The sequence below is a fragment of the Leptolyngbya sp. AN10 genome (genome assembly GCF_050565645.1).
Classification (GTDB): Bacteria; Cyanobacteriota; Cyanobacteriia; order Leptolyngbyales; family Leptolyngbyaceae; genus Leptolyngbya.
In genome coordinates this window covers 1-18,892 of sequence record NZ_JBNXVP010000075.1, presented here as the reverse complement: position 1 = coordinate 18,892, position 18,892 = coordinate 1, and the positions used below count along the sequence as shown (strand labels likewise).

Here is an 18,892-nt window from a genome sequence, read left to right as displayed (position 1 = left end):
GGCTTTGAATTACATCGAACACGGCGACAACCGAATCAATGGCAATTGGCGATCGCATAAATAAAAGGATGCAGATTCAGAGAAGTCTGTGATCCAGTTTTTACAGAATGACTTTTTCAGCAAGCCCAAATTAGCGAGTCGAGTTAATCGTAACTTAGGGTTCAAGACGGGGAAGAAGTACACCACGTTCTTTACTCTGTAAAACCTGATGACACAATTGCTGGCTCAAAGTGGTATCGTTTCGTAAAGACTAAGCTTGCCTAGTTTAATAAGTTCAATAAGAGTTCTAATAATGGATAGACTGATCAGTGTCTCTATATAATTCCTACTCTTCAGAGTTGTATTGCTATGCTACAAAGACTGTATGTACATAACTTCAGATGCCTAGAAAACTTTGAACTCTCATTGAAAAACATATCATCGGCACTTTTAGTGGGTAAGAATGGTGTAGGTAAATCTACAATTGCGAAGGTCTTGGAGATTTTTCAGCATATCAGTCGAGGTATCAATCGATTGCGTGTGCTTGAAGACCGTAAACTGATTGGACCAAAAGATTTTGCTCTTGGGCGGGCTGATGTGCCAATGCGATTTGAAATAGAAGTACTGCTGCAAGAAAAGTTATACAGATATGATCTTGCACTGGAGTTACCAAAAGGATTTCGAGAGCTTCGGGTATTAGAAGAACAACTTCTAGTCTCAGGAAAAACTGTGTACTCTCGACAGGAAGCGCAAGTGACCCTAGATGCACGCAATCCTGGCGCACAGTTTTTAGTAGATTGGCATCTTGTTGCGCTTCCAGTGATTCAAGAGCGTAACGAGAATGATCCACTGCACATATTTAAGACTTGGTTGGCGCGTATGATTATTTTAGACCCGATTCCGAGTCGGATATCTGGAGAGTCCTATGCAGAAACATTAGAGCCAGAGCGGGATGGTTCCAATTTTGGAGAATGGTTTTCTGGGTTACTTAGTCGCTATCCCGCTGCATATAGAGAGATTGATCAGTATCTTCGAGAAGTGATGCCCGATCTGAGCGATGTGCAAAACGAATTGATCGGCAAGGACTTCAAAAGCATGGTTGTTCGATTTGAGAAGAATAATACATTCCTCAGCCTCGACTTTCAGGACTTATCAGATGGTGAAAAGTGCTTCTTTATTTGTGCTGTTGTCATAGCTGCAAATAAGTATTATGGACCTCTCTTCTGTTTTTGGGATGAGCCTGATAATTACCTTTCTCTATCAGAAGTGAGAAGTTTTATTGAGGCACTGCGACGCTCGTTTAAGTTGCAAGGGCAAATTTTATCTACGTCGCATAACGAAGAGGCGATTCGTACATTTTCTGATGAAAATACTTTTATTCTTGATCGAAAAAGTCATCTAGAACCAACTTTAGTCAGACTTCTCAATGATGTCCCTGTCGAAGGCGATCTCATTGAAAATTTGATTCTGGGTGATGTCGAATTATGAGCATTAATCGGAGTCAGCCGCATCTCTTGGTGCTACCCGAAGATGATGCAAATAGACAAATTGCGAATGGATTTATTCTCTATTTTAATAATTGTCCCATTCAAATCCTGCCAGTGGCAGGCGGTTGGAGAAAAACCATAGAAAAGCTCAGGAACATTTATGTCAGTAAGATGCGGAAGTATTCAACTTGTACGATTGTCCTGATAATTGATTTCGATGAAGAAAGAACTCGATTAGAGTATGTGACTCAGCAAATACCTGATGATTTAAGAGATAGAGTGTTTGTTTTAGGAGTATGGTCTGAGCCAGAAAAGCTAGGAAGGGATGCTAAAAAAAGTTTTGAGAAGATTGGAGACTCTCTAGCGAATGATTGCGCTAATGATACTGAAACCATGTGGGCGCATGAACTTCTCAAGCACAATAAGCCTGAGTTGCTACGAATGATCGCTTCTGTCAAGCCCTTTCTCTTTCCAGCATGAAGACACGGTTTTTCTAAAATGGAAAGCATCGCTTAACTCTGTGCTTGCAGTAATTGAACGGCTCCCGCAAAATCAGTTTTAGCCATTAGAATGCAGCGTTTTAGAAGATTAATGTCTAAGTCTTCTAATCCTGGGAGTTCGCTTCGATCGATTTGTTCATATCCGCGATCGCATAAATGATGCAGCGTCAAACTTCCATCTTTCCAAAACCACACTTCAGGAACACCTAGCGCTTGATAGCGGGTAAGTTTATTCACATTTCCACTGGTAAAAACACTTCGAGCGAGAAATCAAATCACAAAAATAATGGCGAGAATCAGGTACTCCCAATCCTCGCCACAGCGCTTTTAATCTAGATTTTTCTACAGATCGTTTTCGCCCAATTCTCGCGCCATGTGGTCAAATGGCTGATCCAAGAAGCGAGTATCTGAAATACCAGCCGCCGACACTTGCGACTTCACAATGTCCTTCATGATCTGAATGCCGCGAACAGTCGGACCGCAAGGAACACCCAAAGAGTTGTAAGTTTCGCGCAATCCTTCCAACACGCGCTCATCCAAGACATCGTTATCACCCGCGACCAGCGCATAAGTCGCATAGCGCAAGTAATAGTCCATATCGCGCAAACAAGCCGCATAGCGACGAGTCGTATAAGCGTTTCCGCCGGGGCGAATCAACTCAGGATTTTCTTCAAATAATTGAGACCCTGCTTGGCGTACAATTCCAGCCGCATCCGAATTGATGATTGCAGCCGCCTGAATGCGAGCCATTCCGGTATCAAAATAGGATTTTAGGCTGTCGATCGCGTTTCGATCTAAATACCGCCCTGTAATGTCGTAGTTTCTAATCAGGCTTGTCACTGCGTCCCGCATGAAAGTCTTCTCCCAAAATTTGGCTCAATTTGAGTTTTGCCGAATTCCCACACACAGCAAGCTAATTGGAATTCGTACCGTTAAAAGTTTCAAGCTCATTTTACCACGATGGTTTGAGCCTAATTTGAACCGTACCTTGGCGGCTGATACCAAATGAGACGATCGTTACAATTTTTAATTCACTTATCACATACTGAAATTCTTATCGGTAACATTTGTCATGCTTAATCAATACTTAATTCTGCTGAACTGATCGCATTCTGTAGCCTGAGATACAAAACTGCGCGAACCCTGTTCATACCATGATTCAGGACAGATTATGGTGAGCGATCGACCTGTGCAATTCAGGATCAATCCCAACCTGATCAGGCGCTCAACGTTGAGCAAGTTACGCGACTTACTAGGAGTACTTCATGGCGACCCCACAAGAGATCTTGGCAAAGATCAATGATGAAGGGATTGAGTTGATCGATCTCAAATTCATCGATACGCCGGGAATTTGGCAACATCTCACCCTGCACAGAAGCCAAATTGACGAGAGCAGCTTTACCGATGGCGTTCCATTTGATGGATCAAGTATTCGGGGTTGGAAATCGATCAATGAGTCGGATATGTCAATGGTTCCTGATCCGGATACGGCTTGGATCGATCCGTTCATGGAACACAAAACGCTGAGTATGATTTGCTCGATTAAAGAGCCGCGTACTGGTCAGCCTTACAGCCGCGATCCTCGATCGATTGCTCAAAAAGCGATCGACTACCTGCAATCGACAGGTTTGGGTGACACCGCATTTTTCGGTCCTGAAGCTGAGTTCTTCATTTTCGATGATGTTCGCTACGACCAAAACCAGCACGAAGGCTACTACCACGTAGACAGCGCAGAAGGCATTTGGAACTCTGGTCGCCAAGAACCGGGTGGAAACTTGGGATACAAGCCCCGGAATAAAGAAGGCTACTTCCCCGTAGCACCGACCGACACCTCGCAAGATATGCGATCGGAAATGCTCTTAACGATGGCGAAGTGCGGAGTGCCGATCGAGAAGCATCACCATGAAGTGGCAACAGGCGGACAGTGCGAACTCGGTTTCCGGTTTGGAACGCTGGTGCAAGCGGCTGACTGGTTGATGACTTACAAGTATGTGATCAAAAATGTAGGTCGCAAATACGGCAAGTCGATCACCTTTATGCCGAAGCCTGTCTTTGGTGACAACGGTTCTGGAATGCACTGTCACCAGTCGATTTGGAACAACGGTCAACCGACCTTTGCAGGTGACGGATACGCTGGATTGAGCCAAAACGCACTCTGGTACATTGGTGGAATTCTGAAACACGCTCCTTCACTGTTGGCGTTCACTAACCCGACTACGAATTCCTATAAGCGCTTGGTTCCTGGCTTTGAAGCTCCGGTGAACTTGGCATATTCGCAAGGAAACCGATCGGCATCTGTCCGAATTCCGCTGTCTGGAACGAACCCGAAAGCAAAACGCTTAGAGTTCCGTTGTCCGGACGCGACCTCGAACCCGTACTTGGCATTCGCAGCAATGCTTTGTGCTGGTATCGACGGAATCAAGAACCAGATCGATCCAGGTTCGCCGTTGGATGTGGATATCTATGAACTCAGCCCTGAAGAATTGGCGAAAGTTCCTTCTACTCCTGGATCTTTGGCAGAAGCATTGAAGAACTTGGAAACCGATCACGATTACCTGACTACAGGTGGCGTGTTCACTGAGGACTTCATCGAAAGCTGGATTAGCTACAAGCTCGATCGAGAAGTGATTCCGATGAGCATTCGTCCTCACCCGTATGAGTTCATGCTCTACTACGATTGCTAATTCGATCTAAGTTCTGAGAAGCGATCGGGCTGGTTGGCTCGATCGCTTTTTCGTAGCTTAATTTGGATTTTGAACGTCTACAGAATTTCACTTCAAATTCGTTAGTTCAAAGACGCAACTCACTGATAAGAATTCGTTACACTTATTCATAGTCGTAGATTGCTTTGCACACTCACCATGCCCGATACATTAACAAAGCTGGCATATCAAACCGTTCAGCAAGGAAAAAGCTATTTTGGATTGGTGCATAAAGCCGTCAGTACTCAACTGCTGAATATGGTTGCACCTGCCCCCGCTGAAACCAAACCGAAACCACAGCCGCTTTCAATGGCACTGATTCAGACCATTCAGAAGCGGATGGATGCGATTCTCGAAACCGATTGGCAAGATGTCGAAAAAGGCGTTTATCCAGCAAGTCTCTTGTTTGATAACCCTTGGGATGAATTCTTCCGGTACTATCCTGCTGTTTGGCTCGATATGCCGGAGATGTGGCAGCGCGTGAATGAGAAGCGTTACCAAGATTTTGCTCCGGGTGTTGAGACGCAAGGTTTACCGAGCTATTACACTCAGAATTTTCATCATCAGACCAATGGGTATCTGAGTGATGAGTCTGCGAATTTGTATGATTTGCAGGTTGAACTTTTGTTTAATGGAACGGCTGACCCGATGCGGCGACGGGTATTGGCTCCTTTGAAAGAAGGCTTACAAGCGTTTAGTGATGTGCCTGCGAATCAAATCAAGATTCTGGATGTCGCTTGTGGAACAGGTCGCACTCTGAGAAATATTCGCGGAACGTTGCCGAAGGCTTCGCTGTATGGGGTGGATCTGTCGGCGGCTTATTTGAGAAAGGCGAATCAATTGCTGTCTCAAATTCCGGGAACGTTGCCACAGTTAGTACAAGGAAATGGCGAAGAGTTGCCGTTCTTGGATAACTATTTCCATGCGGTGACGAGCGTGTTCTTATTCCATGAGTTGCCACCTCAAGCGCGTCAGAATGTGATTAACGAAGCGTTCCGAGTGGTGAAACCGGGTGGAACCTTTATCATTTGCGATTCGATTCAGATGAGCGATTCACCGGAATTGTCGATCGCAATGGAGAACTTCCCCGAAATTTTCCACGAGCCATACTATCGTCATTACACAACAGACGATTTAACTAAGCGTCTAACAGATGCTGGTTTTAGTGAAGTTTCCGAGCAGGTTCACTTTATGAGCAAGTATCTGATCGCGAAAAAGCCGATCGCTGTTCCACAAGAACCTGAAAAGGTTGCCACTGGAATCGCGATCGACTAAAACACCAAACCTAGAATGATTCCTAACCCTCCAAATTTCAGGAGGGTTTTTTATTGAAGTCCTCACACCAAATTCTTCTATCGAGGAATCAATCGTTGTCGTCCACCGATTCCCGGATTGAACAATGCAGCAAGCTCCGACTCAGGTAATTGATCGAGCCAGTCCTCGATTTCCGATTCGGTCACACTGTAACCGCGATCGTTTGCTAATTCGACTAAGGCTTGTGGATCGCTTGAAGCTTGTAACCGATTCTGAAGAACGTGATCTTTTTGTACAGCTTTAAAGAATGCAGCGGCATGATGTTGCGACATAACAAACTTCCTCGCAAATTATTAATTTATTGGAATAGGGAAAGAACGTAGCGCTAAAATCCTCTATCCCCCTACGCTAGAAGATTCTGAGAAGGCTGATTCAAACTGATAACAAAATTGATTAGACTGTATCTACGTATTAATTGAATGTTTACGAAGTCTAAACCTTACCTGTGAACGTTATTTTGTTCGATTTTGATGGCACGATCGTCGATAGTGTCGATGCTGGAATTAAGATCACCAATCGCCTAGCTCATGAATTTGGATTTCCACCATTTGATCAAGCAACCTTAGACGAGTTGAAGAACCTGGGATCACGTGCGGCACTCAAGCGATCGCAGATTCCGGTTTGGAAATTACCCTTTCTGATTCGTCGCTTTACTGAGGAACTGAATCGAGAGATTCCGCACTTAAAGCTTTTTCCAGAAATGCAGGAAACATTACTCGAATTGAAGCATCAGGGAAATTTTCTTGGGATTGTCTCCACGAATTCTATTAAGAATATTCAACAATTTCTCAGAGTTCAGAATCTCACTTCGACATTTGATGTGATTTCTGCAAACTATTCGCTGTTCGGGAAAAGTCGGCTGATTCAAAAAATAATTAGACAGCAAAAATTACAGTCAAGTCGAATTTATTACGTGGGGGACGAGACTCGTGATATCGAGGCAGCTAAGAAAAGTGGAGTGAACTCGATCGCGGCAACCTGGGGGATAAATTCAGCAGAAATCTTGCTCAAGTATCATCCTGATTTTCTGATTAATTGCCCAACTGAATTACGGAATTTATTCATTGACAAAGCATAATTTTCGTTGCTTTTGTAACATGAAATACTGGTCGATCGACACTTTCTGTAGCTGGTCTTAAAGAACGCCCCGTTTCAAGAATGCCTTCTTAAGATAGAAGTAATCGCGCTTGTAGATTCATTAGGCTACGAAAGTGTGAATGTGAAAACCCTGAGTCTCAGGGAGGAAACTTGAATGGTCGATGTTCATCCGCCGCTGGTCGATCGTGATTCAGCCCTCGATCGAGACTGTACAACGCTCTCTCGCCATGTTCTCGAACAGTTAAATAGTTTTTCCGCTGAAGCGCAAGATCTTAGCGCCATCATGACGCGGATTGCCCTGGCTGGAAAACTGATCGCTCGTCGTCTCAGTCGAGCAGGTTTGATGGATGGTGTATTGGGCTTTACAGGCGAAACCAATGTCCAAGGCGAATCCGTGAAACGCATGGATGTCTACGCCAACGAAGTCTTTATTTCTGTGTTCAAACAGAGCGGTTTAGTCTGCCGTTTGGCTTCAGAAGAAATGGACGAGCCGTATTACATTCCTGAGAATTGTCCGCTTGGTCGCTATACGCTGCTTTATGACCCGATCGACGGTTCCTCGAACGTGGACATTAACATCAACGTGGGATCGATCTTTGCGATTCGACAGCAAGAGGGCGATGACGACGATGGCAAAGCGCAGGATCTTCTACAAAGCGGACGAAAGCAAATTGCAGCAGGCTATATCCTGTACGGTCCGAGTACGATGCTGGTTTATTCGATCGGCAATGGCGTTCACTCGTTTGTGCTTGATCCCAGCTTAGGAGAATTCATTCTCGCAGACGAGAACATTCGGGTTCCGAATCATGGTCCGATCTACAGCGTGAACGAAGGTAACTTCTGGCAGTGGGAAGAATCGTACCGCGACTTTATTCGCTATGTGCATCGGCATGAGGGCTATACCGCCCGCTACGGAGGCGCATTGATCGGAGATTTCCACCGGATTCTGTACCAAGGGGGCGTGTTCCTTTATCCCGGTACAGGCAAACAACCGCAGGGAAAATTGAGATTGCTGTACGAAGCTGCACCGTTAGCCTTTCTGATCGAACAGGCGGGTGGACGAGCCAGCACCGGAACCGAAGATATCCTCGACTTTGTGCCGGACAAGCTTCACGCCAGAGTTCCCTTGATCATCGGTAGCAAAGATGATGTTGCACTCGTTGAATCCTTTGTACAGGAACGCATTCGCGAACAGACCGCTTTAGGAAGTCGATAAATATTAGGAGCAGACCACTATGACGAACCATCTTTTAGAAATCAAAGACTACGGGCAAAGCATCTGGATGGATAACTTGACCCGCGATTTGGTCGAGTCGGGCGAATTGAAGCGCATGATCGACGATCGAGGGTTACGCGGCATCACGTCCAATCCGGCAATCTTTGAAAAAGCGATTAATGGAAACAAAATTTACGATGCCGATATCGATGCTGGCATTCAAGCGGAAAAGCCACTGCTCGAAATCTATGAATCGCTGATCTTTGAAGATATCCGCAATGCTTGTGACATCTTTGCTGGTATCTACGAAGAGTCTGGCGGACTCGATGGCTATGTCAGTATCGAAGTTCCCCCGAACATTGCCAACGACACGGAAAAAACGATCGCTGAAGCTCGGCGTTATTACAAACAGATTGGTCGTCCGAATGTGATGATCAAAATTCCAGGAACTTCAGCCGGATTGCCAGCCGTTGAAGCAGTGATCGCAGATGGCATCAACGTCAACGTGACTTTACTGTTCTCAGTTCAAAGCTATGTCAACACCGCTTGGGCATACATTCGCGGACTTGAGAAAAGAGTTGAAAAAGGCGAAGACATCAGCAAAATTGCGTCTGTTGCCAGCTTCTTCCTCAGCCGAATCGACATCAAAATCGATGAAATGATCGATGCAAGAATGAGCAAGGGTGTCGATAGCCTGCAAGAAGAAGCGAAGCTCGTTGCCGTTAAAGGAAAAGTTGCGATCGCGAATGCAAAAATCGCGTACCAAGAGTACAAAAAGGTTATCGCTGATCCCCGCTGGTTAGCACTCAAGGAAAAAGGCGCAAACGTTCAACGGCTACTCTGGGCAAGTACCAGCACCAAGAATCCGGACTACAGCGATGTCATGTACGTCGATGAACTAATCGGTGCGGACACGGTGAATACTTTGCCGCCGAATACGATCGAAGCTTGTGCGGATCACTGCGATGTTGCGCCTCGAATTGATACCGGAGTCGAAGAAGCCTACAACCTGATTCAAAGCCTCAACGATCCCGACATCGATATCAACTTGGCGCAAGTCATGACCGAACTGCTTGAAGAAGGCATTGATAAATTCGTGCAGCCGTTTAATTCGCTCATGAGTTCGCTGCAAGAAAAGGTCGATCGATTGGCGAAAGTGTGAGGTTTTGAGTAGGGAGCGGGGAGTAGGGGGTAGGGAGTAGGAAGCAGAGACAAAAATGATTCAAGTCTTGCATTCCACTCCCCACTCCCCACTCCCCACTCCCCACTCCCCACTCTAGATTGCTCACCCTTCATCACATCACTATGGTTACTCTCTTACAAAATCCGCTCCGAGTTGGACTGCAACAGCAACGGATGCCCGAACCGAACATCATCGTATTTTTCGGGGCATCGGGTGATTTAACTAAACGTAAACTTGTGCCTGCGCTGTATCATCTCAAGCGCGAACGTCGATTGCCGCCCGAATTAACGATCGTGGGGGTTGCGCGTCGTGAATGGAGCGATGACTATTTCCGCGAACAAATGCGTGAAGGAGTCGAAGAATTCTCCGATGGCGTTGGCTCTGATGCTCTGTGGCAAGATTTCGCGCAAGGATTGTTCTATTGTCCGGGCGATATTGATAATCCTGACAGCTATCAGAAACTAAAAGACCGTCTAGAAGAAATCGATAAAATCCGAGGAACGAGAGGCAATCGCGTTTTCTATCTCTCAGTTGCACCGAAGTTTTTCCCAGAAGCCATTCAACAGTTGGGCAATGCGGGAATGCTCAAAGATGCTCAAAAAACGCGGCTCGTGATTGAGAAACCGTTTGGGCGCGATCTGAGTTCGGCTCAAAATCTGAACCGCGTTGTGAATCAAGTTTGCCAAGAGCATCAGGTTTACCGGATCGATCACTATCTTGGAAAAGAAACCGTTCAAAACTTATTAGTGTTCCGGTTTGGTAACGCGATCTTTGAACCGTTGTGGAATCGGCAATTTATTGATCACGTTCAAATTACCGTTGCAGAAACCGTCGGTGTTGAAGATCGTGCGGGCTATTATGAAACCTCCGGAGCATTGCGCGATATGGTGCAAAACCATTTGATGCAACTGTTCTGTTTAACCGCAATGGAGCCGCCCAATTCACTTGATGCCGATAGTATTCGGACTGAGAAAGTGAAAGTGATCCAAGCAACTCGACTCGCAGACACCAATCGCCTAGAAAATTCTGCGGTGCGGGGACAGTACAAAGAAGGCTGGATGAAAGGGAAAGAGGTTCAAGGCTATCGAGACGAACCTGGAGTTGATCCCAGTTCGACCACGCCCACTTATGTCGCGATGAAGTTCCTGGTGGATAACTGGCGCTGGCAAGGGGTTCCTTTTTATCTGCGTACCGGAAAGCGTCTACCCAAGAAAGTCAGCGAAATTGCAATCCAATTCCGAGATGTGCCTTATCTGATTTTCCAATCTGCGGCAAAGCAAGCGAACGCCAATGTCCTCGTGATGCGACTCCAGCCAAATGAAGGCATTGGAATGCGGTTTGAGGTCAAAATGCCCGGAGCCGATTTGAGAACTCGATCGGTGGAAATGGATTTCAGCTACGGAACCTCCTTCGGCGTGACTGGAGGCGAGGCATACGATCGATTACTCCTCGACTGCATGATGGGCGACCAAACCCTGTTTACCCGTTCCGATGAAGTGGAAGCCGCTTGGCGAGTTGTGACCCCGGCTCTGACCGCATGGGAAGCGCCCACCGATCCCAGCCTGATTCCCCAGTATGAAGCGGGAACCTGGGAACCCGACGAAGCCGAAGCATTAATCAATCGTGATGGTCGCCGTTGGCGAAGACTCTAACAATTTATTCAACCCCTGAATCCTATGGCTCCCAAAAGCGCTCCACTCGTTTCTCTCCAAGCTCCGAAAGATGTCTCACTCAATGAGATTGATCAAGAGCTAGGTCAAATCTGGCAATCCTACAGTTCGCAGGATGGCAATGGTTCGTCAATGGTGGCGACTCGTGCGACTACGTTCACGCTCGTGGTGTATGAGCCAGAAGAAACCCAGCGATTACTTGCAATGATGGGGTTTTACACAGGTCCCGTTGATGGGATCGATGGACCCAGAACTGAAGCCGCAATTCAAGCGGCTCAGGCTGCTTATAAGTTGCCGATCGATGGAAAGTCCAGCCCTGAATTGCTGACAAAACTGCGCGAAGATTTAGCCAAACGCAAAGGCGAAACCGTTCAAGAAGATGCGCCTCGATACGCTTCAGATGCAGCAGGTAGCGGAATTGCTGATGCTGTGGCAAGTCAGAATCCTTGTCGGATTATTTCACTTTTCCCGATCGCTGGAGAAGATGAAGGTGTTTCCGCTCAAGTATCTGCTTACTGCCCGATTAATCAACGCAATCAACCCGTGTTAGTTTGCTGTGAATACATTTCGCTCAAAGGGACGGAACCTGCACTAGAGCGTGTGAGCGATTTGACTTCTTCTTTGCTGATTAGCGAACTGCCTCGGATTGTCTGGTGGAAAGGGACACCCAATCTCGATCAAGGACTATTCCAACGATTGGCGAAATTATCAAATCAACTGATTTTCGATTCCAGTCGATTCACAGCAGATACCGAAGGCGATTTGCTGAAATTGTCCTCGCTGATTGATGATGGCGTTCCAGTGACAGATTTGAACTGGCGACGATTAGCAGCTTGGCAAGAACTTGCAGCAGCCACATTCGACGCACCTGGACGGAGAGAAGCGATTTGGGAAGTCGATCAAGTGGTGATCGATTACGAAAAAGGCAATCCCGCTCAGGCTTTGATGTATCTTGGCTGGTTGGCGAGTCGTTTAGGATGGGAGCCGACTTCGCGCAAACAGGAAGAGGATTTCTACGAGTTGCAGCGGGTGTATTTTACAGCGGCAAATGGTCGAGCGATTGAGGCAGAACTGGCGGGAATTCCGACTGCCGAGATTGGCGAAGTGAAAGGGGACATGGTGAGCCTGAAGCTGAGTTCGACGAATTTAGAGGCGGATTGTTGTACGGTGCTGTGTTCTGGCACGACAGGCTGTATGCGGATGGAAGCAGGTGGTGGTGCTCAAACTTGTGAGATTAATCAGGTGACACCGCTGAATGATCAGAAGGCGGAAACGCTTTTAAGTGAGCAACTTCAGCGTGTTGGTCAGGATGTTTTGTACGAGGAAAGCATGGCAGTGACCGCAAAGATCATTAAACTGTAGATTGCGTAGTTCTCGGTTGGGGAGTAGGGAGTGGGGAGTAGGGAGACAAAGCTAAACTTATGTTCCCTACCCCCCACCCCCCACTCCTAGCCGGACTGCTACACAGTGAAATCTTAATCGATCGCAGGTTATGGCGTTTGTGATTGCAGGGGAACGAAGTGGAGCGGGCAAAACAACGATCACGTTGGCGTTGTTGGCGGCTCTGAAACGGAGAGGGATTCAGGTTCGATCGTTCAAAGTCGGACCTGATTATATTGATCCGATGTTTCATCGTCATGTCACGGGTCAGGCTTGCTATAACCTCGATCCGATGTTGACTTCAGAAGAATATGTGCAGCGGTGTTTTGCAGAAAAAGCGGGAAATTGCGCGATCGTTGAAGGCGTAATGGGTCTTTTCGACGGAGCAGCCGGAAAGAAAGATTTCTCAAGTACGGCTCACATTGCACGATTATTAGATTTGCCAGTTTTATTAGTGGTCGATTGCAGCCGTTTATCGAATTCGGTGGCAGCGATCGTACATGGTTATCGATCATTTGATCCGGGATTGAACTTTGCAGGAGTTGTCCTCAATCGAGTCGGAAGCGATCGACATTTAGAATTGCTCAAGTCAGCATTGGAACCTTTGGAGATTCCAATTTTAGGAGTGCTGCGGCGACAGGATTCTATTGAAATTCCCGATCGACATTTAGGTTTAGTTCCAACTGATGAATTGCCGGGATTGAGTGAATTAGTCGATCAACTTTCACAACTAGGTGAAACTTGTTTCGATTGGGAAAAGCTACTTCCGCTAGTTACTTCTACCAGTCTTCAAAGTCCCCCAGAATTGGGGGATTTAGGGGGCACGATCAACCCCCAACGAAGCCCAATCCGCGTTGCGATCGCTCGTGATGCCGCGTTCAATTTCTATTACCAAGACAATCTCGAACTCCTCAAACAATCCGGTGCAGACCTGATCGAATGGAGTCCCTTAGCCGATCCTTTTCCTGATAACATCGACGGTTTATATTTCGGCGGCGGCTTCCCTGAAATGTTCGCGTTAACACTGAGCGAAAATCAAACCACACTAAAAGCAATCCAAACTGCAATTCGATCGGGAATGCCAACGTATGCAGAATGCGGTGGATTAATGTATCTCAGCGAAAACATCGTTGATTTCTCCGGTGATACATTTCCAATGGTGGGAGCAATCCCAACGACAACGGTAATGCGATCGCGTCTCAGTCTCGGCTACCGTCGCGGAATCGCACTCGAAGATAGCCCGATCGTGACTCGAAATACGATCGTACAAGGACACGAATTTCATCGATCGTCTCCTAGCAATCCACCGAATCAGCCCTTGTTCAAATTCGCTGAAACTGAACAATTCGACGGATGGCGATCAGCGAATCTACATGCCTCTTACTTGCATCTTCACTGGGGTGCAACTCCTGAAATTCCCAAACGCTTCGTCGAACACTGCGCCAAATTCAAGCGCGATCGCTATCCTGAAAAAGAGTAGAAATTTTAACTTTTGAACATGACTGGATCGATCGACCAAATTTCTCAACGTCTTGCCTCACTCGATCGACAAATCGAGACAATGGGCGACACCTTCACCGAAACTTATCGCAGCTATCTCAAGCAGCTTGGACAAACCGTGAAGCAGCAGATCGTCCTGTCGTGCTACCGCATCTGTACCGAAAATTATCCCAAACGATTTCTGGCGCTATCGGTCAGCCATCGGCAAAAACTCCAAGAAGACATTCAAGCTCTAGCGCGTCAAACGGCTACGGATCTGAATGAATTGCTGAAGCCGATCGAGCAAACCAAAATCGAGCCAGAACCCGAAGATTTTCCCGACGAACTCGAAGAATTGCTTTCTGAAACCGAGCTAGAGTTACCCGATGAACCGAGTTTGACTCCGCTCGAAGCGCTAACCATTTGGCAAGAGCAGTTAGAACGATCGATTACGAAAACGCTTAAAGCTGCGAATGGGAACGCGAATCGTGTCTTGCAAGAAGCTGAAATCTTACCCAAGCGAATTCCTCAAGCCGTTCTAGATGCGGCAGCAAAAGAAGGGGGCGATTCGGGTGCATCGAATTTGCTCAATGTTTTGGTGAGTGCGGCTGAAAAATCCGGTGATTCTGACGCGCCACCGCCAGCAATTACGGCTCTGATGCACGTTGTCGCAGTGAATTTACGGTTATCTGAAATCGAATTCAACGATCCAAGCATCTCGAACTTGCGCGGGAAACTGCGGGAACTGAAGCAACAATTTCAGACACTTGCGAAAGACTATCAGAAAAAACGGCGCGAACAATCCGTTGCAGAAGCCCAACTCGCCTGGAAATCTACCTGGATCAAAGATGAAGCCTGATTCTTTTGAGCTATGCCAAATTTACCGACCCCGCCTATCCTAGAAACAGGAAAAACAAGAGGGAACGCAAGGTGGCGAACCAAAAGATTAAACTAGCCGCGATCGGCGATATTCACGATCGATGGGAACCGGAAGACGAAGCAGCGTTAAAGTTTCTCGGTGTTGATCTGGCGCTATTCGTCGGCGATTTCGGCAATGAATCGGTGAATATCGTCAAGATGATTGCAGAAATGCAGATTCCGAAAGCGGCAATTCTGGGCAATCACGATGCCTGGTATAGCGCAACCGATTGGGGAATTAGCAAATGCCCTTACGATCGCAAAAAAGAAGATCGAGTGCAACAACAATTAGACCTGCTTGGTGATGCTCATGTTGGCTACGGTAAATTAGACTTTCCGAATCTAAAATTAAGCGTGGTCGGGAGTCGCCCGTTTAGCTGGGGCGGTTCAGGCTGGAAAAATGAGCGATTTTATCGTGAACGCTATGGAGTACATAGCTTAGATGAGTCGGTTGATAGAATTATGGATGCAGTCGATCAAACCGCATCGAATACGATTATCTTCATCGGACATAATGGCGCAACAGGCATGGGTGCTAAACCTGAAGACCCTTGCGGTAAAGACTGGCAACCGATCGGAGGCGATCACGGCGATCCAGATTTTGCGGTTGCGATCGATCAAACTCGCGATCGCGGAAAATCCGTTCCTCTAGCGGTCTTCGGTCACATGCACCACAGTCTGAGACATACCCAAACCGAATTGCGCCGCCCAATTCATGTAGATGCAGAAGGAACCGTTCACTTAAATGCGGCACGAGTACCAAGAATTATTGAGGAAAACGGCGATCGATTACGGAATTTCTCGATTATTACAATGGAAAATGGCGCGGTGACTGAGATTTCATTAATTTGGCTCAATCAGAATTTTGAAACCGTGTCTCAAGAAAACCTGTATCGGGTACAAGCGGAAGCGATCGCATAAATTCGCTGATTGTTCGGTAGGGGCGATGCGGCGGATCGTCTCTACCACAGAGCAAACGATGATCTTTTGGGGATTTTCGGTAAACTTCTTAATTATGATTTAAGATTTAGCATGAACGCATAAAAGAGGCTTCGATCGCATAAGAGAGGCTCCAAACTCGATCGCTCTAAACTTCGGAGGTAGATGAGATGGACTACGGATGCTCTTTGGTAGAAGCAGCAAAACGGCTTCAGGTGGATCAAGCCACTGTTCTGATTGCAATGCAGCGAGGCGCAATCCCGACTCGATATCAGAATGGTCGTCCAGTATTGACCTCCAGCGCTCTTGCAGAATACAAACTGCGATCGAGCCGATAAGCGTTCAGATTACTCCAAAGCGCGAAGCCGATTCTTAAGGTTTTTAACAAACCGTAGCTTGACTCACGTAGAACAGTAATGCTCTGAATAAGCATCATGTTGGGTTTTCAAATCCGTCTCATCAAAAACCCAATTTCCCTTGTCATCTTTTAATCTAGCCAGTTCACCTTCCGAGGTAAGGCACTGTCCCGTCTTATTTCGAGGGAAATTTTCCGCCGAACGCGATTCATGACCCAGTTAGTACGAGAACCGGACAGGGTAGAGCCAACGTCCCCTCTTGATCCGGAGAAATTATCTGAGCAGTTGCCCCTCTCATTTTCCGAAGAGTTTGACGAAGCTCATCTCCCAGAGTCCCTCCATCGCGGTCGCCTGATGATCTTTATTGATGGCGCAAATTTGTTCTACGCTGCATCTCAGATGGGCGTGGAAATTGATTATGCAAAACTTTTGCGCTACTTCCAGCAGCAAAGTACGCTCGTCTATGCGTTCTTTTATACCGGAGTTGATCCGACCAATACTCGCCAACAAGCCTTTCTAACTTGGATGCGACGAAATGGCTATCGAGTCGTCACTAAAGATGTACTTTTTAATTCATCTGGCTCTAAGCGAGTTAGTCGAATGAACGTCGAAATTGCGGTCGATATGATGCGATTCGCGAAAGATTGTGACACCGAAATTTTAATTAGTGGAGATGGCGATTTGGCGTATGCGGTGAGTGCGGTTTCGTATGTGGGGGCAAAAGTGGAAGTGATTGCCTTGCGATCGATGACGCATGAAAGTCTCACGAAAGTTGCGGATAATTTTATTGATTTATTCACGATTCGAGAAGAAATTCAGAAAGCACCCAGAGATTGATTCCTAAGAAAGAGGTTGAGTCCGTTGTTGCCTCGTTAAAGTTCAAGAATTTGAATTATGACTGAAGCTACACAAATTCGGACTGAACGATCGACGACCCTTTCCAATCGCTTCGTACTGGCAGGGATTCTACTGGGAATGGGAATTGCAGGATTCTTTGATGGGATTTTTATCCATCAGATCATGCAGTGGCATCATATGTTGAGCAGTGTGCGACCGATGACGAACATGAGGGACATGAAAGTGCATTCGGTTGCAGATGGACTGTTTCATGCGCTGGATTATTTTTTGATGATCGCGGGAGTTCACTTTCTTTGGCGATCGCATTTAGCGGATGAATTGCCCAAAGCAACGAAACCCTTTCTCGGTTTAATCCTACTAGGGGCAGGGTTATTTAATACGTTTGAAGGCATTATTGATCACGAAATTTTGGGAATTCACCATGTTCATTCTGGCGCTCATTATATGCTCTGGGATCTGGCATTTTTGGGCTTGGGAATCGGCTTGATCATTGTTGGATATAAATTAGTTGAACAATGGAAAAACGCTCAAGAATCTATGCCTTGAGGGTTCAACTATAGGATGATTCAACTAATAGTTTGGGTCGCTACAAAGGAGAGGTTCGGACTGAATTAAATTGCTCTCTCTACTGAGCAGTTTGAACCCTGATTGAACACTCTTTTGTTTAGAGGAATCTCATGTTTTTACACAAGAAGCGTTTACAGTACTTTACCCCTCCCTCAAAGCCCGATCCAATCTACGCGAAAAAGCTACAAGAGTTGATCGGCGGCTCGATGGGCGAAATGACCGTGATGATGCAGTACTTATTCCAAGGCTGGAACTGTCGCGGACCCGCAAAATATCGCGATATGCTGCTAGATACGGGAACCGAGGAAATTGGTCACGTTGAAATGTTGGCAACGATGGTCGCGCATCTTCTGGATAAAGCCCCTGTCGAAATGCAGGAAGAAGGCGTAAAAGATCCCGTCGTGGGCGCGGTCATGGGTGGAACCAATCCGAGAGATGTGATTGTTGCGGCGATGAACCCTCAGCACGAAATCGTCTCTGGTCAAGGTGCGATGCCTGCGGATAGCGTTGGTTTCCCCTGGAACGGTCGCTTTATCTCAGCAAGTGGTAACTTGTTAGCGGATTTCCGATCGAACTTACACGCAGAATCGCAAGGCTTAATGCAAACGGTTCGCCTGTACGAAATGACCGATGATCCAGGAATCAGAGACCATTTGAGCTTTATGATTGCTCGCGATACCATGCACCAAAACCAATGGTTAGCCGCGATCGAGGAATTGAAAGCAGACGGCTTTGAAGAAACGGTCGTACCGAAGATTGCTTACGAATATGGTGCCAGCAAGAAAGAGTACGCTTACCAGTTCTGGAACCACTCAGAGGGCGAAGATAGCGCAGAAGGTCGTTGGGCGAAAGGTCAATCGATGGACGGTAAAGGTCAATTCGAGTATGTGGCAAATCCTGAGCCAATTGGTCCGATTCCGAGTCCACCACAACCGAAGCCGAAGCTCCACTCGACTCCAGCAACTCCAATGATGCAGAAGACCAGTGACAATCCGGTGAAGAACATGGTTGATGGCGTAAAGGACGCAGTGAAAGGTTTGACGAATAGCTAAGGAGATTTATCGAAAACAAATTACCCGCTGTCTTCGGCTTCGCTCAGTCAGCTAGAGATCGCGCCCTGAGCGAAGCCGAAGGGCCGTCTTTCAAGCGGTAAGCTCTTTCGTAGAAATCTCCGAAATGCTTAAAAGCGGGTTGAGAACGAGAAAGACTGGTCTTGACCCGTTCTTTTCCGTTTAAATTAGGGTTT

19 protein-coding genes are annotated in these 18,892 nt (G+C 46.7%); 16 read left to right on the top strand and 3 right to left on the bottom strand.

From position 1 onward, the window contains the following. Positions 1–348 precede the first annotated feature (348 nt). Together ACQ4M5_RS40545 and ACQ4M5_RS40540 are read left to right on the top strand one after the other, a co-directional pair. Positions 349–1,467, top strand: coding sequence for an AAA family ATPase (locus ACQ4M5_RS40545; RefSeq protein ID WP_430681476.1), 1,119 nt, complete (start codon positions 349–351; stop codon positions 1,465–1,467). Positions 1,468–1,493: 26 nt separating this feature from the next. Continuing rightward, a complete protein-coding gene (locus tag ACQ4M5_RS40540; protein WP_430681475.1) occupies positions 1,494–1,946 on the top strand; it encodes a hypothetical protein in 453 nt (150 codons plus the stop codon). 32 nt (positions 1,947–1,978) lie between these two features. On the opposite strand, the gene ACQ4M5_RS40535 is transcribed toward ACQ4M5_RS40540, so the two are convergent. Next, entirely contained in the window at positions 1,979–2,203 is a 225-nt protein-coding gene (locus ACQ4M5_RS40535; RefSeq protein ID WP_430681474.1) for a hypothetical protein, read from the bottom strand. Between the two features lie 105 nt (positions 2,204–2,308). Next, positions 2,309–2,818 carry an allophycocyanin subunit beta gene (gene apcB / locus ACQ4M5_RS40530; RefSeq protein ID WP_430681473.1) on the bottom strand — a complete coding sequence of 170 codons (510 nt, stop codon included), beginning with the start codon at positions 2,816–2,818 and terminating at the stop codon, positions 2,309–2,311. A gap of 413 nt (positions 2,819–3,231) precedes the next feature. On the opposite strand from apcB, the gene glnA reads away from it, so the two are divergent. Both glnA and ACQ4M5_RS40520 read left to right on the top strand, forming a co-directional pair. After that, a complete protein-coding gene (gene glnA, locus ACQ4M5_RS40525; RefSeq protein WP_430681472.1) occupies positions 3,232–4,650 on the top strand; it encodes a type I glutamate--ammonia ligase in 1,419 nt (472 codons plus the stop codon). A 177-nt stretch (positions 4,651–4,827) separates the two neighbouring features. After that, on the top strand, positions 4,828–5,943 hold the full coding sequence (locus tag ACQ4M5_RS40520; RefSeq protein WP_430681471.1) for a class I SAM-dependent methyltransferase: 1,116 nt from the start codon (positions 4,828–4,830) through the stop codon (positions 5,941–5,943). Between the two features lie 77 nt (positions 5,944–6,020). Here the strand turns inward: ACQ4M5_RS40520 and ACQ4M5_RS40515 are convergent, their stop codons facing one another. Further along, a complete protein-coding gene (locus tag ACQ4M5_RS40515) occupies positions 6,021–6,254 on the bottom strand; it encodes a Nif11-like leader peptide family RiPP precursor (protein ID WP_430681470.1) in 234 nt (77 codons plus the stop codon). Between the two features lie 173 nt (positions 6,255–6,427). Between ACQ4M5_RS40515 and ACQ4M5_RS40510 the strand changes: the two genes are divergently transcribed. From ACQ4M5_RS40510 to ACQ4M5_RS40455, 12 genes are all read left to right on the top strand, one after another. Next, positions 6,428–7,060 (top strand): HAD hydrolase-like protein, encoded by a 633-nt coding sequence (locus tag ACQ4M5_RS40510; RefSeq protein WP_430681469.1) that lies wholly within the window; start codon positions 6,428–6,430, stop codon positions 7,058–7,060. Between the two features lie 174 nt (positions 7,061–7,234). Then, on the top strand, positions 7,235–8,296 hold the full coding sequence (fbp, locus tag ACQ4M5_RS40505) for a class 1 fructose-bisphosphatase (RefSeq protein ID WP_430681468.1): 1,062 nt from the start codon (positions 7,235–7,237) through the stop codon (positions 8,294–8,296). A gap of 19 nt (positions 8,297–8,315) precedes the next feature. Continuing rightward, entirely contained in the window at positions 8,316–9,458 is a 1,143-nt protein-coding gene (gene tal / locus ACQ4M5_RS40500) for a transaldolase (RefSeq protein WP_430681467.1), read from the top strand. A gap of 143 nt (positions 9,459–9,601) precedes the next feature. Further along, positions 9,602–11,131 (top strand): glucose-6-phosphate dehydrogenase, encoded by a 1,530-nt coding sequence (gene zwf, locus ACQ4M5_RS40495; RefSeq protein WP_430681466.1) that lies wholly within the window; start codon positions 9,602–9,604, stop codon positions 11,129–11,131. Between the two features lie 24 nt (positions 11,132–11,155). After that, positions 11,156–12,511 (top strand): glucose-6-phosphate dehydrogenase assembly protein OpcA, encoded by a 1,356-nt coding sequence (opcA, locus tag ACQ4M5_RS40490; protein WP_430681465.1) that lies wholly within the window; start codon positions 11,156–11,158, stop codon positions 12,509–12,511. Positions 12,512–12,641: 130 nt separating this feature from the next. After that, positions 12,642–14,009: a cobyrinate a,c-diamide synthase gene (locus ACQ4M5_RS40485; protein WP_430681464.1), complete on the top strand. Its 1,368-nt coding sequence runs from the start codon at positions 12,642–12,644 to the stop codon at positions 14,007–14,009. An 18-nt stretch (positions 14,010–14,027) separates the two neighbouring features. After that, positions 14,028–14,867, top strand: a complete 840-nt coding sequence (locus ACQ4M5_RS40480) for a hypothetical protein (protein ID WP_430681463.1) — start codon at positions 14,028–14,030, stop codon at positions 14,865–14,867. 71 nt (positions 14,868–14,938) lie between these two features. Further along, positions 14,939–15,847, top strand: a complete 909-nt coding sequence (locus ACQ4M5_RS40475; protein ID WP_430681462.1) for a TIGR04168 family protein — start codon at positions 14,939–14,941, stop codon at positions 15,845–15,847. A 188-nt stretch (positions 15,848–16,035) separates the two neighbouring features. Beyond that, positions 16,036–16,203, top strand: a complete 168-nt coding sequence (locus ACQ4M5_RS40470) for a hypothetical protein (RefSeq protein WP_430681461.1) — start codon at positions 16,036–16,038, stop codon at positions 16,201–16,203. 228 nt (positions 16,204–16,431) lie between these two features. Continuing rightward, positions 16,432–17,058, top strand: coding sequence for an NYN domain-containing protein (locus ACQ4M5_RS40465; RefSeq protein ID WP_430681460.1), 627 nt, complete (start codon positions 16,432–16,434; stop codon positions 17,056–17,058). 57 nt (positions 17,059–17,115) lie between these two features. After that, positions 17,116–17,625 carry a DUF2243 domain-containing protein gene (locus ACQ4M5_RS40460; protein ID WP_430681459.1) on the top strand — a complete coding sequence of 170 codons (510 nt, stop codon included), beginning with the start codon at positions 17,116–17,118 and terminating at the stop codon, positions 17,623–17,625. Positions 17,626–17,756: 131 nt separating this feature from the next. Next, a complete protein-coding gene (locus tag ACQ4M5_RS40455) occupies positions 17,757–18,698 on the top strand; it encodes a manganese catalase family protein (RefSeq protein WP_430681458.1) in 942 nt (313 codons plus the stop codon). The last annotated feature ends 194 nt before the right edge of the window (positions 18,699–18,892 follow it).